Source organism: Paenibacillus sp. RC67 (assembly GCF_030020805.1).
GTDB lineage: Bacteria > Bacillota > Bacilli > Paenibacillales > NBRC-103111 > Paenibacillus_S.
The window spans coordinates 4,493,552-4,507,839 of the sequence record NZ_CP125098.1 but is presented as its reverse complement, the minus strand read 5'-3'; the positions used below and the strand labels follow the sequence as shown (position 1 = coordinate 4,507,839).

Here is a 14,288-nt window from a genome sequence, read left to right as displayed (position 1 = left end):
GAGTTAGATATGAATCGAATTCGTGTAGCGGTAGCAGGTGCAAGTGGCAGAATGGGCCGTGAGGTTGTTAAGATGGTATTGCAGGATCCTGAACTGGAGCTGGTAGCTGCAGTAAGCCGGACATCTGATCCTCAGCTGGATGCAGGACGACTGGTAGGTCTTGATCCATGCGGTATTCTGATGAGCAATGATTTGGAGATGGCATTAGTTGAGGGGAAACCAGATGTACTAGTAGACTTTACAACCCCTCAATCGGCTTTCGAGCATACGGCCTTGGCAATCCGTCACAAGGTTCGTCCCGTCATGGGAACGACCGGGTTCACTCCGCAGGATATTGCCAACTTGGACGAGCAATGTAAGCAGCATGGTATTGGAGGAATTATTGCTCCGAATTTCTCGATCGGTGCTATTTTAATGATGAAATTTGCTGCTCAGGCTGCAAAATATATGCCTCACTTGGAAATAATTGAATATCATGGAGATCAGAAGCTGGATGCTCCTTCAGGTACAGCGGTTAAAACGGCGGAACTCATTTCGCAAAATCGCCAGGAGCTTCGTCAAGGCAATCCGAACGAGGAAGAAACCATTGAAGGATCACGCGGCGGATTATACAATGGGTTCAGAATACATAGCGTGCGATTGCCAGGAGTATTCGCTCAGCAGGAAGTAATATTCGGAGCCTTCGGCCAGACGCTGAAAATTCGCCATGATTCTTATGATCGTGCAGGCTATATGCCAGGAGTTAATGTTGCGGTCAAAAAGGTTATGGAATTCACAGGAATGGTGTATGGTTTTGAACATTTTATAGATTAAACGAACGGACAAAGGACTTTGGAATCCGCCTTGGTAGCGGGTTCTACGTCCTTGTTTTGTAAGTAATGTGAAGGAGCAGATAGAGATGTCTTTGAAAATTGCATTAATTGCACATGATAGAAAAAAAGATGAAATGGTTAATTTTGTTACAGCTTATGAAACGGTTTTCGAGCATCATGAGCTATTTGCCACAGGAACAACAGGTACTCGTATTATGGATAATACGAAACTCCAAGTACATCGTTTCATGTCAGGTCCGCTTGGCGGCGATCAGCAGATTGGAGCCATGGTTGCAACCAATGAAATGGATTTGATTATTTTCTTACGCGATCCCTTGATGGCACAGCCACATGAACCGGATATCATTGCATTGCTTCGCCTGTGTGACGTTCAAGGCATTCCCGTGGCGACGAATATTGCTACCGCTGAAATATTAGTGAAAGCGGTCGACCGTGGCGATTTTGCCTGGAGAGAGCTTGTACATAAATATAAACCGGGTATCGAAGAATGACAGAGCCGTTGGATATTCTAATCTTTGGTGCACATCCGGATGATGCTGAGATCGGTATGGGTGGAACGATTTATAAACATGCGGCCGCAGGTTATCGTGTGGGGATTTGCGACCTCACTTATGCGGAGATGTCCTCTAACGGTACAGTAGAGCTTCGTCAGCAGGAGGCAAGCATGGCCTCGCAAGTATTGAAGCTTTCTATGAGAAGCAATCTAGGACTTCCGGATCGGGGATTATGGATAGGGCCAGAGCATATTGTGGCCATTACCCGTGAAATCCGCAAGCATAAGCCTAGAATTGTCTTCGCTCCTTATTGGGAAGATCGTCATCCTGATCACATTGCTTGCAGCAAATTGGTGCAAGAAGCCGTCTTTAATGCGAAGCTGCGCAGGTATGAGACTGAAACGCCTGCGCATACGGTAGAACAATGCTATTTTTATTTTATAAATGATGTTGCAGAATCAGACCTTTTGGTAGACATTACGGATTGTCATGAGCAGAAGATGGAGGCGTTAAGAGCTTATCGCACGCAATTCGAGGCGGTTGGATCGAATAACGACTTTGTTCAAACTCCGCTTAATCAAGGCTATCTGGAAAGAGTGGAAGCGAAGGATCGAATGCTAGGTCAAAAGAAAATGATCCCTTATGCAGAAGGCTTCGTCACTAAGTTACCTTATATGGTCAACCTATTTTAAAACGAAGAGGCAAGGGAGGAAGCCGTGTGAAAGAACGGTTAAAAATAGGAATAACCTGTTATCCTACGCTAGGCGGTTCTGGTGTTGTTGCGACAGAGCTTGGCAAGCTTCTTGCCGAAAAGGGCCACGAGGTTCATTTTATTACTCATAGCATGCCTTTCCGTCTGGGAAAGTTTGATAAAAATATTTTTTATCATGAAGTTGAAGTAAACGATTATTATGTATTTAAATATCCTCCATATGATTTATCTCTGGCCAGTAAGCTGGCTCAGGTGATACAGCATCAAGAATTGGATTTACTGCATGTACACTATGCCATTCCTCATGCCGTTTGTGCTCTGCTTGCCAAGCAAATGGTGAACGATCGGATCAAAGTGGTAACAACACTTCATGGTACCGATATCACCGTGTTAGCGCAGGATGAATCCTTAAGCGATCTGATCCGTTACGCGATTAATCGAAGTGATGCAGTAACGGCCGTTTCGCAAGATTTGATACAAGAGACACGGAACCTGCTATCGATAGATAAACCGATTGACTTGGCTTATAATTTTGTGGATAAAAGAGTGTACTATCCGCGTGAAGTAGCCGCTCTTCGTAAGGAATTTGCACATCCAGATGAGAAAATATTAATCCATATTTCTAATTTCCGGCCTGTCAAACGGGTAACTGATGTTGTGGAAATTTTTGATCGTGTGAGTAGGGACGTTCCGTCCAGGCTGCTATTTGTTGGTGAAGGTCCAGAGTTATCCAAAGTTCTTTGTCAAGTTAAAGAACGTGGCTTGTTGGATCGAGTTACATTTTGCGGAAAACAGGATGATGTTGCACAGCTGCTCTCATTGTCGGATGTTATGCTTCTTCCTTCAGAGAAGGAAAGCTTCGGCCTTGTCGCACTGGAGGCGATGGCATGTGGTGTTCCAACAGTATCCTCCAATGCGGGCGGCATTCCAGAATTGATCACCCATGGTGAAACGGGGTTTTTGGCGGATATCGGTGACGTTGAGCAGATGGCACAGTATGTAAGAACCTTGTTAACAGATCATGCTTTATATGAAAGAATAAAAGAAGCTTGTCTTCATAGGGCACGTTATACTTTCTGTAATGATGTTATTACACGGCAATACGAAGAAATCTATTATCGAGTGTTAGAGCGTCCGCTTCCGGATGAATTGAAGATGAAGCCAATGAATTGTTAGTACGGAGGTCGTCATGAAGGATTCGCTGGAACAAGGTGCTCTTAAAATAATTGATACGCTTTTGAAACACGGATACGAGGCCTATATGGTTGGTGGCTGCGTGCGGGATAAGCTTTTAAATAGGCCTGTAAAGGACTATGATATTGCCACTTCAGCCCTGCCAGAGCGAGTGGAACGTTTGTTTGCGAGGACAATACCTACAGGACTGCAGCACGGCACGGTAACTGTAGTCATTGAGGGGCAACCATATGAAGTCACCACTTTCCGTAAAGAAGACGTGTATGAGGATCACCGAAGACCTACAGAGGTTCAATACATAGATAGCTTGAATGAGGATTTGCGCAGAAGAGATTTTACGATGAATGCCATGGCTATAGACTATGAAGGCAATCTGCTGGATCCGTTTCATGGTACGGAGGATATCCGCAATGGGATTTTACGCTGTGTAGGCGAAGCAAGTGAACGGTTCCAGGAAGATGCACTTCGTATGCTGCGCTGTATTCGTTTTGCAGCGGAGTATCGTTTAGTCGTTGAAGATCAAACTTGGAATGCGTTGTGTGAGCATGCCCCATTGTTAAAGCATATCGCTATGGAACGCGTAAGAATGGAAATGGAACGCATGATGGCAGGCGCTTCACCTAACCGGGCTATAGAATTGTTGTCATCAAGCAATGTGCTGCAGAATTCTAAGGTACCACTGCTTATAGCCAATATGAAACGGATGACAACCCTTTGTGATACATCCCAACTCATCCATCCGCTGGAACGTTGGTCATACCTGTACTTGGTTCTGGGAATCGAAGCCGTGGCTGTAGAAGAAGAGCTGCGACTCATGACGTTCTCTAAGCAGCAGATTGACGCTGTGCGACTTCCGATTGCCGCAGCAGCCTATTTAGGAAGCCATCTGCATGATGTGTCTGAACTGAATGTCAGGGAAGTAGAACGTCAATGGAAGCTTGCCGCTATCCAATATGGTAAAGAGTCATTGCAAGCATTGGTACACATCCTTTCACTAGATGGATCGGGCGCTCAGCATGCAGGGGTAATGGTTCAGGTAAGTAGTTTGTGCGTAAATGAAGGGTTGCGTTGGTTACAGGAGATGCCCGTTGACAAGTTAGTCGGACTGCATATCAGCGGCGGAGACCTTATTGCAAGAATTGGCGCACCAGCAGGCCCGTGGGTTGCCAAAGTGCTGCAACAAATGCTTAGAGAAACGGCGCTTGGCGTGATTCCTAATGAAAAAGAAGTTCTTCTGGAAAAAGCCGAGCACTATTATAAAGAACATTACTCTGCAGGAATGTGATAACTATGGCAATCAACGAACAACTGATTCGAATGTTTGAGGAACGGCCCCAGCAGTTTCTTTCGGGTGAAGAAATAAGCACTAAGCTTAATTGCAGCAGGACAGCCATTTGGAAGCATATTGAGCGGTTAAGACAGGAAGGCTATGAGTTCGAGGCAGTTTCACGAAAAGGCTACCGACTCACAGCTAAGCCTGAGAAGCTGGATGTACAAGATATTTTAAAGCGGCTTGAGACCAGTGTATTGGGGAGAACCATTCATTATTATGATGAGGTGGACTCTACTCAAACGGTGGCACGCAGTCTGGTAAGTCAAGGAGCTGAGGAAGGGACTCTCGTCGTAGCTGAGCAGCAAACAGCCGGTCGGGGGCGATTGGGGCGCAAATGGCATTCTCCTAAAGGAAAAGGACTATGGATGAGTCTGGTGTTAAAGCCGCGCATTCCGCTCCAATTTACACCCCAGCTCACCCTTCTTATAGCCGTTGCGCTGTGCCGCGCTCTTAGGCAGATAACGGCTTTACCTATCGGAATTAAATGGCCAAACGATCTTTTAATCGAAGGTAAAAAAATAAGTGGTATCTTGTTAGAATCCAGCGCGGAAGATGAAAATGTACAGCATGTCGTAGCAGGAGTAGGAATTAGTGTAAACTTGACTGCTGAAGATTATCCTGATGATGAATTGCGGGCAAAAGCTACTTCCCTGGCTATTGAAGCAGGAAAGAAGCTGGACAGAACCGATATTTTGTGTCAGTTTTTGAAGGAGCTGGAGACTGTATATGCCTTGTATCATGAGCAAGGGTTCGCTCCGATCAAGCTTCTTTGGGAGGCGCTGAGCGTTTCATTGCATCGGCCCGTTACATGTCAAACCCCTAAAGGTTTACTAGAAGGCTATGCTGTAGGTATTGATGACTCAGGTGCTTTAACGGTTCGTTTATCGGACGGAAGTACAACGCAGTGGTACTCGGGAGATATTCAATTCGTTGCTCCAGAAAAGCGATAAATGTGACGAATAAGTGTATTCGAATTATGAAATGTCTGGTATAATGTTGACTACAAGGCGATATCCATGGTGAATCGCACTTGTAGTGAACAAAGGCAAGACGACAACTTCATAGTTTAATCTGGAATATGTCGGATTCTGCTCTGAGCCTAACGGACCGAGACAGAAGGATCATATGATTTTTTTTGCCATGTGAACCTTTTAGCTCCCGTAGGCTAAAAGGTTTTTTTGTTCATACTAATGAAATCGACAAAAACTGAAGGAAGGTGTGTGGTTAAAGTGGAGAAACGGAGACCGATTACAACTGCAAAGCTGAAAAAAATGAAAGACGATGGCATACCGATTTCAATGATAACCGCTTATGACTATCCATCTGCCAAAATAGCGGAAGAGGCAGGTGTGGACGTTATTTTGGTCGGAGATTCTTTAGGAAATGTTGTCCTAGGTTATGATTCGACTATTCCAGTTACTCTTGATGATATGATTTATCATTCAAGAGCCGTAGCCAGAGCAGCTCAATCATCCTTTGTAGTTACCGACTTATCCTTCATGACTTATCATGGCAGTATAGATCAAACGATTCGTAACGCGGCGCGTATCATGCAAGAAGGTGCTGCCAAAGCGGTAAAGATGGAAGGTGGAGCGGAAATTGCGGAGGCTGTAGCTACATTAACCCAATCGGGAATTCCTGTAATGGGGCATATAGGCTTAACACCACAATCCATTCATCAAATCGGAGGCTACAAAATTCAAGGTAAAAATTCAGCGCAAGCGCAAAAGCTGTTGGATGATGCCAAAGCCTTGGAGCAAGCAGGGGCTTTTGCCATTGTATTGGAGCTTGTAACGGAGCAACTGGCTGCACATATTAGCAAGGAGCTATCCATACCCACTATAGGTATCGGTGCCGGACCTCAGTGTGATGGACAGGTCTTGGTGTTCCACGATGCATTGGGATATGGATCGGATATTATACCAAAACGATTTGTTAAGGAATACGCCAACATTGGCAGTATCATTAGAAATGGTATTAAGCAGTATGTGGATGAGGTAAAGCAGCGCCAATTCCCGCTAGAAGAGCACTCCTTCCAAATGGAGGATGAAGTTGCGGAATTTTTGTATGGAAGCAAGAAATAAGATGGGAGCTAAACCTATGCAAATCATTCATCATATACAAGAGCTAAGACAATTGGTTCGCGAAGCCAAATCTGCACGTGGTGGAATCAAAGTAGGTTTTGTTCCAACTATGGGATATTTGCACCAAGGCCATGCAAGCTTGCTGGAAGCTGCTCGTAAACAGTGTGATTTGGTTGTATTAAGTATTTTCGTCAATCCACTTCAATTTGGTCCTAACGAAGATTTATCCCGCTATCCGCGGGATGAGGAGAGAGATTTGGCTGTTGCCAAAGCGACAGGAACAGATATTGTATTTTTCCCATCTGTTGAAGAAATGTACCCGCGGCCAACTAAAACCATTGTTTCTGTAATTGAAGTAACCGAACGTTTGTGCGGTGCTTCGCGCCCAGGGCATTTTGATGGTGTAGCTACGGTAGTAACTAAATTGTTTAACATCGTTCAGCCAGACTATGCATTCTTTGGCATGAAGGACGCTCAGCAAATTGCTGTCATTCAACAAATGGTGGACGACTTGAATATGCCGGTAGAAATCGTTCCTTGTAAAATTGTTAGGGAAGAAGACGGGCTTGCTTTAAGCTCACGTAATGTTTACTTGGAGCCTGAGGAGCGGGAACAAGCCCTTATACTGTCTTCGGCCTTGAATATGGCTGAGAAGTTAGTGCGGGAACATAAAGGTCCGCTTCTAGCAAGTGAACTGCAGGAAGCAGTGAAGCAGCATATTGACCAATCTTCCATAGCGGAAATCGATTATGCGGATATCTTGGCGTATCCTTCACTGGAACCTATTACTGATTTGCGCTCCGTTCCTGCATTTATCATTGCTCTTGCCGTTAAATTTGGAAAGACTCGCCTGATTGATAATACGATCATTCGCTGGTAATCTATAACGAGAATGTTTTCGCATTTGATAATTATTTTTATACTTACGTAGACCGTTTTGTACGCAAAACTCAAGCTTATGCTTACGATGAAAGTTTTGCTAACGCAAAACTCAACAATGCTTACGATGACAGTTTCGCATTCGCGAAACTCTTAGGAGGTCCCATCATGTTCAGAACAATGCTTAAATCCAAAATACACCGTGTAACGGTTACCGAAGCCAACCTCAATTATGTAGGGAGCATTACGATTGATGAAGATTTACTCGATTTGATCGATATGCTACCAAATGAAAAGGTGCAGATCGTCAATAACAATAATGGCGCACGCTTAGAAACTTACATTATTCCCGGTCCTAGAGGCTCCGGTGTGATCTGTTTGAATGGCGCAGCGGCTAGACTCGTTCAGGTTGGCGATACCGTTATTATTCTCTCTTACGTCATGCTGACGGATGAAGAAGCACGAAATCATAAACCACAGGTAGCCATCATGGGTGAAAATAATAAGGTCGTCAGCGTTATTAAGGAAGAAATTCATTCCACTGTAATGTAACGAATGAAAAGGGCTGTCGGGGCAAAAAATGAGGGTATGCTCAGCTTAAGGTGGGATGCGTACATGTTCAAACATTTATTTGCCTCCATGAATGAAATGCTTGATGAAATTTCAGCGCAGTTCGCAGCCGCAACAGGTTCGAGGAAAAAAGAGCTTCAGGAGAAGCTTAGAGTATTGAAGGCCATGAGTGATACGTTTATTGAAGAATGGCTTTTGTTCGAAGAGAAATTAGCTTTGTTTCATCAGCAGCACCAGCAGGCTGCCTCTGCATCGAATTCAATGGACCCGGAATTAGGTGACAAGCGTTCCGATGAATTTATACGGGGGCAGGGTTTTTACAAGCTGCTGATGTATGATGAAGCAATACGCGAGTTTACCGCCATGATTCGCAAGTACCCTGATTTTACATTAGCGCGTATTTATTTAGCTATGAGCTATTTACGCAAGGGTGATATCGTTGAAAGCTACAGTCATTTTCAGTTTACTTCTCAATTAACCGACAATAACCAAATCAGGGCTATTTCTTACAATGCTATGGGATGTATCCAAGCACAGCACCGTAATTTGGACAAAGCGTTCGAATATTTTAATTTGGCGTTCCAGACAGATCCGTCCAGTGTTCAACCTCTTGTGGATATGGGACTTTGCAGTGAAAGGAAAGGACAGCTCCAGTTTTATCAACACCCGAATCGATAGCTGAGAATAAGTTTACTATTTCCTTTTCCCGAGAGTATTGGTATGCTAAGAAGAAGAGTGGGAATGAAGGGATTGACATAAAGTAAATGAAATTCGCGGTTTTGGATTTTGAAACAACCGGGAGTCAGCCTACGGATCGTATTATCCAGGTTGGTCTCGTCATCATACAAGACGATCATATTACGGACAGGTATACTTCACTGGTTAATCCCGGGATGAGTATACCTTCTTCTATAACAACGTTAACGGGCATTGACGATGAAATGGTCAGCGAGGCTCCTGAACTCGATGCAGTTATTGGAGAGCTTGTCCCTCTGCTTCAGGATTCCGTTCTTGTTGCGCACAATGTTGCTTTCGATCTGGCTTTTCTCCAGAGAGCCTTGGATGAGCACGGTTATTTCCCATTTGACGGTAAAGTACTGGATACCATGGATTCACTGCGAGTGCTGTTCCCATCTTTGGCCAGCTTGCAGCTATCCATGGTAGCCCATGCTTTCAATATAGAACATGAGAGACCTCATCAAGCGGACAGCGATGCTGAAGTAACGGCTCTTATTTGGCTGCGCTGTATTGAGCGCTTTCAACAATTACCATTGCTCGCGCTTCAACGTATTTCCATGATCTTTGACGAAGTAACAACCGATTTCGGTTGGTTTGTTCAGGAAATGAGAGTGTATAAAGAAACATTCAACCCAGTTGATACGGATACAGGGAAATATTTTCGCCAATTTGCGATTAATGTGGATGACTGGGGCGAAGAGGAGCCTGTTCGTGAAGAGGGCGACGTAGTAGCTATTCCAGACGATTTTGCAGAGTTCTATGAGCAATTAAAGCAACAGCTTCGTCAAAGATTCGAGTCCTACGAGGACAGAGAAGCGCAGGTCAAGATGCTGGAAGAAGTCGAGGCCGCATTCAAACAAGGACTGCATCTGATGGTTGAAGCTGGAACAGGAACCGGCAAATCGTTAGGTTATTTAATCCCTTCCATCTATTATGGTCTCAAGCAGGACAAAAAAGTATTGGTCAGTACTCATACCATCAATCTGCAGGAACAAATTCGCGAAAGAGATATTCCACTGCTTCATAGCTTATTTCCTGTTCCGTTCCGAGCAGCTGTGTTAAAAGGGCGGAGCCATTATTTATGCTTGCGCAAATTTGAACATAAGATGAATCTTCTGGATTTCGAAAATGGAAAAGAAGATCGGATCAATGCGGGACAAATGTTGGTCTGGCTTAGTGAAACGAAAAATGGAGATGAAGAAGAGCTTCATTTCGCTAATAAAGGAATGCAGTTTTGGCATTCGGTAGCCAGTGACTCGGATTCCTGCTTGAACCGGGCTTGTCCTTGGTTTAAAAAGTGTTTTTACCATCGTGCCAAACATGAAGCAAACTCGGCAGATGTTATCATAACGAACCACTCGATGCTATTCACCGATACGAAGGCGGAAAACCGTCTTTTGCCAAGCTATAAGCACCTGGTTATTGATGAGGCTCACCATTTTGAAGAAGTAGCCAGCAAGCATTTAGGTATTGAGTTGTTCTACGGCTCCTTTTTGAATACATTATGGTGGTTATATAAGGATGGTCGGAGCGGCCAGTTGTCCTCGCTCTTAGCAAGACTTCAAAGAGAACCATCGGAAAAAGCACAAGCTTGGTGTGAAATGATCGATACTCTAACGCCTACTTTAGTCAAAATTAAAGAAGATTGGGATGAACTTGCGGAGCTGTTGTATCAGCTGCTTGCGGCTCGTTCCGATCCTTCTCAGATGGAAGGCGGACAGCTGGTTTATCGCATCAAGAAAGGGGATACCCCTTCCGTATGGGAAAAGCTGCTTGTACACGAGGAAAATATCTTCTTGAATGCAAGCGACGTTCTTAAAAGGCTGGACAAGCTTCTTTCCGAAATGAAGGAACTGCAGGACGAGCTGGATTTGCAAGGTATGGTGACAGATATCTCTGGGACCGTCAAGGAACTCTACAGACATCGTGACAATCTGCATTTCTTCATGACGATGCCGGATGATAATTACGTATATTGGTTGGAAGCGGGACAATTTAATAAAAGTAAGTCACTCCAATTAGTATGTGTTCCGATAGATGTCAGTCCTATGCTGCAGCAGCATTTCTTTGATGTTAAAGATAGCGTTATTATGACCTCGGCGACTTTGTCCGTTGGAAAATCGTTCGATTATACCTGTGAGCAGTTAGGATTGGACATTAAAGAAACAGACAGTAAGTTGAAGACGGTTCAGCTTCCTTCACCTTTCAATTATCGTCAGCAGGCACTTGTGGCAATTCCAAGAGACTTTCCAAGTATTCGAGGGAACTCTGGCGAGAAGCAGTTTCTTGAGCATTTGACCCAGTCTTTAGCTGAGGTGGCTCTCGAAACAAAGGGGAGAATGCTCGTATTATTCACCTCCAACCGTATGCTGAAGCTCACTCACGCCGCTTTAAAGGACGTTCTTAGCCCGTTTGGGATACAAGTGCTAGGACAAGGTGTGGACAGCAGCAATCGCAGCAAATTGACTCGGTTATTTCAGAATAATCCCGCCAGCGTGCTGCTTGGAACGAGCAGCTTTTGGGAAGGTGTAGATATACCGGGGGATGCTCTTACTTGTTTGGCGATAGTCAGGCTTCCATTTCAACCGCCTAATCATCCGTTGGTAGAAGCCAAAACGGAGAATTTGAAAAAGCTGAATCAAAATCCTTTCATGAAATTATCGGTACCGCAGGCGGTTATTCGGTTTAAACAGGGCTTTGGAAGATTGGTTCGAACAGCCAAAGATAAAGGCATTGTTATCATTTATGACACCCGCGTCATTGATACGACATATGGAAAGTACTTTTTGTACTCGCTGCCCGGCCCCAAAATCGAGCACATGCCGACCAATCAATTGGTTTCAAGAATTAAGCAGTGGATGGGGGAAAACGGTGCATGAAAACTTTAAAAAATATCCGAAGCGGTAGTTCGAAGACTACCCATTTATTTACGGTTTCTTAACGAGTTGAACAAGAAAAGCGTCCATACCGTATCTTCGCAGGATCTGGGGCAAAAGCTTGACCTAAATCCTGCACAGATTCGTAAAGATCTAGCCTATTTCGGAGAGTTCGGTAAAAAAGGCATTGGTTATGATGTCGCTTATTTGATCGAAAAAATACGCCAGATTTTAAAGCTGGATAAAGTTATTCCCGTAGCGCTTGTCGGTGCTGGAAATTTAGGAAGAGCCTTGTGTAACTATAACGCGTATCTTAAAGATAACATGAAAATTGTAGCTGTCTTTGACGCACATGGGCCTAAGATAGGTGAATCCATCAATAATTTGAAGGTAAAACCTATGGCTGAGCTGCAAGAGAGCATTCAAGCGCTTCATGTTCGGATAGGTATTATTACGGTTCCGGCAGCAGAGGCGCAAAATGTTGCGAATCAGTTCGTGGAAGCGGGCGTAGAGGCTATCTTGAATTTTGCGCCGATTATAATCAAGGTGCCCAATGAAATCCGTGTACATCATGCTGATTTTACGACTGAACTGCAAAGCTTGGCCTACTATTTGGATTAATCGCAGCTTAAAGAATAGCAGAAATAAAAAAAGCCTACACCGCTGTAGGCTTTTTTGTTATATGTTCATTATGTAGTCAGATGGAATACGATTTTGTAAATTAAGAAAGACAATACCATACTGATAGGAATCGTAATAATCCATGTCATAACCATTTTCGTAACCGTTGCCCATTTCACATCATAGAACCTCATAACTGCACCGGTACCAATAATCGATGATGAGATAACATGCGTAGTGGATAATGGCATCCCCATGGCTGTAGAGACTTGAATGACGATAGAAGAGTTTAAGTCCGATGCAAAACCGTTGATAGGCTCGATCTTAATAAGCTTTTTACTCATCGTCTTAATAATTTTCCAACCACCGATCGATGTACCCAAGCCCATAGCGGTAGCCGCGCACAATTTAACCCATAAAGGCACGTCCAATGTAGTTTGATATCCTAGAGTAACCATACCGAATACGATAATACCCATTGCTTTTTGAGCATCGTTACCGCCATGGGACAGTGAAAGCAGACCCGCTGAGAAAATTTGAAAAAAACGGAACATTCGATTCAGCTTGGATCTGGAGTGGTTGCCGCTGGCAAAAATGAGCTGACGGATAATCCACATGATGATAAATCCTGTTAAAAAAGCGACGATAGGAGAAGCAACTAAGATGATAATAATTTCTTTAAAACCGCTCCAATTGACAGAAGATGCGCCAGCACCTGCAATAACGGCACCGGCCAGTGCGCCGATCAACGTATGTGAGGATGATGAAGGGATGGCATAATACCAAGTGATGAGATTCCAAATAATGGCTGTGATTAAAGCGGCGATAACTATTTGAACACCATTATCTATAGTGGCTGGGTTTGCTACTTTGCCGCCGACTGTTTTTGCAACTTCAGATGAATAGATAGCACCGACAAAATTTAATGTAGCTGCGTAAAATATAGCGAACTTGGGCGACAACGCTTTGGTTGATATCGATGTTGCGATAGCATTAGCTGTATCATGAAAGCCGTTGATGAAGTCAAACAGAAGGGCTAGCGCAACAATGATGATTAATAGGGTTAACATAATGACCTCCTACCGAGTTCGAACAGCTTACGAATAACGCAATACGACGCTTTCCAAAATATTCGCTACGTCTTCACAGGCATCCGTTGTTTGTTCGAGCCGCTCGTACAGCTCCTTCAATTTAAAATCATGGTAAGGATCCTTCGGATTCATGAAGATTTCGCGAATGCCTTCACGCATTAGTCGGTCTGCTTCATTTTCCAAGCTGTTGATTTGTACGGTATGTTCAGTAATTTGCATATATTTCTTTTTGGATAACAGCTTGAAGGAGTCCAGAATATGCTGGCAGCTATCCACGAGGACCGCTGAGAATTCCCTCATATAGTTATCGCTTGTATTTATGTTCAAATAATCAAACCGGGCGATACTCGCTTCAATCCCGTCAATAACATCATCTACCTTCGAGGCAAGCTCCATAATGTCTTCCCGTTCCAAGGGAGTAATAAAAACTTTGTTCAATCCTTTAAAGATTTGGTGGGTGATTTGATCTCCATTGTTTTCCAAATCCTTCAACTGAGGACAGAATGCTGCAGGCGGTTGATCTCCCATGACGGCATTGCGGAATATTTGCGCCGCGTGAAGCGTGTTCTCTGATGCTTTAATCAGCAAGAGCAAAAAATCGATGTCGTTCTTCTTAGCAAAAAGCATGAAAGAGCCTCCTCAAAATGTATCTTAATAAAAAATTAACATTCTAACGCAAATTATGTAGAAAAAAAGCGATAAATTTCACACAAAAATAAAAATAACACAACACACTAATGCTTTGCAATCATAGTTTATCCAAATCAGAATATGTTCATGAATCTGTTATTATGTTGTCACAACAAACTGGGAGGACGAAGCTGCTTGATTTATATACCATGAAGTTGTACAGTGAAGAGTGA

General features: G+C 43.8%; 14 protein-coding genes. 12 read left to right on the top strand and 2 right to left on the bottom strand.

All coding sequences use genetic code 11. The features are described from left to right. The first annotated feature begins 9 nt into the window (after positions 1-9). The 12 genes from dapB to QMA13_RS20470 all read left to right on the top strand — a co-directional run bounded on the left by dapB (position 10) and on the right by QMA13_RS20470 (position 12,334). On the top strand, positions 10-813 hold the full coding sequence (gene dapB, locus QMA13_RS20525) for a 4-hydroxy-tetrahydrodipicolinate reductase (RefSeq protein ID WP_282935607.1): 804 nt from the start codon (positions 10-12) through the stop codon (positions 811-813). A gap of 85 nt (positions 814-898) precedes the next feature. Next, positions 899-1,324, top strand: a complete 426-nt coding sequence (gene mgsA, locus QMA13_RS20520; protein ID WP_282935606.1) for a methylglyoxal synthase — start codon at positions 899-901, stop codon at positions 1,322-1,324. After that, on the top strand, positions 1,321-2,019 hold the full coding sequence (gene bshB1, locus QMA13_RS20515) for a bacillithiol biosynthesis deacetylase BshB1 (RefSeq protein ID WP_282935605.1): 699 nt from the start codon (positions 1,321-1,323) through the stop codon (positions 2,017-2,019). Before mgsA ends, bshB1 begins: the two co-directional genes overlap by 4 nt. A gap of 26 nt (positions 2,020-2,045) precedes the next feature. After that, the gene (gene bshA, locus QMA13_RS20510) at positions 2,046-3,215 is read left to right on the top strand and encodes an N-acetyl-alpha-D-glucosaminyl L-malate synthase BshA (protein WP_282935604.1); all 1,170 of its coding nucleotides are present in this window, start codon (positions 2,046-2,048) and stop codon (positions 3,213-3,215) included. Between the two features lie 13 nt (positions 3,216-3,228). Further along, positions 3,229-4,518: a CCA tRNA nucleotidyltransferase gene (locus QMA13_RS20505; RefSeq protein WP_282935603.1), complete on the top strand. Its 1,290-nt coding sequence runs from the start codon at positions 3,229-3,231 to the stop codon at positions 4,516-4,518. A gap of 5 nt (positions 4,519-4,523) precedes the next feature. Then, positions 4,524-5,516: a biotin--[acetyl-CoA-carboxylase] ligase gene (locus tag QMA13_RS20500; protein ID WP_282935602.1), complete on the top strand. Its 993-nt coding sequence runs from the start codon at positions 4,524-4,526 to the stop codon at positions 5,514-5,516. 279 nt (positions 5,517-5,795) lie between these two features. Next, positions 5,796-6,650 carry a 3-methyl-2-oxobutanoate hydroxymethyltransferase gene (panB, locus tag QMA13_RS20495; protein WP_282943470.1) on the top strand — a complete coding sequence of 285 codons (855 nt, stop codon included), beginning with the start codon at positions 5,796-5,798 and terminating at the stop codon, positions 6,648-6,650. Between the two features lie 16 nt (positions 6,651-6,666). Next, on the top strand, positions 6,667-7,530 hold the full coding sequence (gene panC / locus QMA13_RS20490; protein ID WP_282943467.1) for a pantoate--beta-alanine ligase: 864 nt from the start codon (positions 6,667-6,669) through the stop codon (positions 7,528-7,530). Positions 7,531-7,697: 167 nt separating this feature from the next. Further along, positions 7,698-8,081, top strand: a complete 384-nt coding sequence (panD, locus tag QMA13_RS20485; protein ID WP_282935601.1) for an aspartate 1-decarboxylase — start codon at positions 7,698-7,700, stop codon at positions 8,079-8,081. Between the two features lie 63 nt (positions 8,082-8,144). Next, entirely contained in the window at positions 8,145-8,777 is a 633-nt protein-coding gene (locus tag QMA13_RS20480; protein WP_282935600.1) for a tetratricopeptide repeat protein, read from the top strand. Positions 8,778-8,863: 86 nt separating this feature from the next. Beyond that, a complete protein-coding gene (gene dinG, locus QMA13_RS20475; protein ID WP_282935599.1) occupies positions 8,864-11,716 on the top strand; it encodes an ATP-dependent DNA helicase DinG in 2,853 nt (950 codons plus the stop codon). A 12-nt stretch (positions 11,717-11,728) separates the two neighbouring features. Beyond that, positions 11,729-12,334 (top strand): redox-sensing transcriptional repressor Rex, encoded by a 606-nt coding sequence (locus QMA13_RS20470; RefSeq protein ID WP_282943465.1) that lies wholly within the window; start codon positions 11,729-11,731, stop codon positions 12,332-12,334. A gap of 68 nt (positions 12,335-12,402) precedes the next feature. On the opposite strand, the gene QMA13_RS20465 is transcribed toward QMA13_RS20470, so the two are convergent. Then, positions 12,403-13,404 (bottom strand): inorganic phosphate transporter, encoded by a 1,002-nt coding sequence (locus QMA13_RS20465; protein ID WP_282935598.1) that lies wholly within the window; start codon positions 13,402-13,404, stop codon positions 12,403-12,405. Between the two features lie 27 nt (positions 13,405-13,431). Continuing rightward, positions 13,432-14,052 (bottom strand): DUF47 domain-containing protein, encoded by a 621-nt coding sequence (locus tag QMA13_RS20460; protein ID WP_282935597.1) that lies wholly within the window; start codon positions 14,050-14,052, stop codon positions 13,432-13,434. Positions 14,053-14,288: the final 236 nt, after the last annotated feature.

Excerpts from the sequence above, each read along its gene's own strand:
- dapB (WP_282935607.1), top strand. The coding sequence starts at position 10 with ATGAATCGAATTCGTGTAGCGGTAGCAGGTGCAAGTGGCAGAATGGGC.
- mgsA (WP_282935606.1), top strand. The coding sequence starts at position 899 with ATGTCTTTGAAAATTGCATTAATTGCACATGATAGAAAAAAAGATGAA.
- bshB1 (WP_282935605.1), top strand. The coding sequence starts at position 1,321 with ATGACAGAGCCGTTGGATATTCTAATCTTTGGTGCACATCCGGATGAT.
- QMA13_RS20505 (WP_282935603.1), top strand. The coding sequence starts at position 3,229 with ATGAAGGATTCGCTGGAACAAGGTGCTCTTAAAATAATTGATACGCTT.
- QMA13_RS20500 (WP_282935602.1), top strand. The coding sequence starts at position 4,524 with ATGGCAATCAACGAACAACTGATTCGAATGTTTGAGGAACGGCCCCAG.
- panC (WP_282943467.1), top strand. The coding sequence starts at position 6,667 with ATGCAAATCATTCATCATATACAAGAGCTAAGACAATTGGTTCGCGAA.
- panD (WP_282935601.1), top strand. The coding sequence starts at position 7,698 with ATGTTCAGAACAATGCTTAAATCCAAAATACACCGTGTAACGGTTACC.
- QMA13_RS20480 (WP_282935600.1), top strand. The coding sequence starts at position 8,145 with ATGTTCAAACATTTATTTGCCTCCATGAATGAAATGCTTGATGAAATT.
- dinG (WP_282935599.1), top strand. The coding sequence starts at position 8,864 with ATGAAATTCGCGGTTTTGGATTTTGAAACAACCGGGAGTCAGCCTACG.
- QMA13_RS20465 (WP_282935598.1), bottom strand. The coding sequence starts at position 13,404 with ATGTTAACCCTATTAATCATCATTGTTGCGCTAGCCCTTCTGTTTGAC.
- QMA13_RS20460 (WP_282935597.1), bottom strand. The coding sequence starts at position 14,052 with ATGCTTTTTGCTAAGAAGAACGACATCGATTTTTTGCTCTTGCTGATT.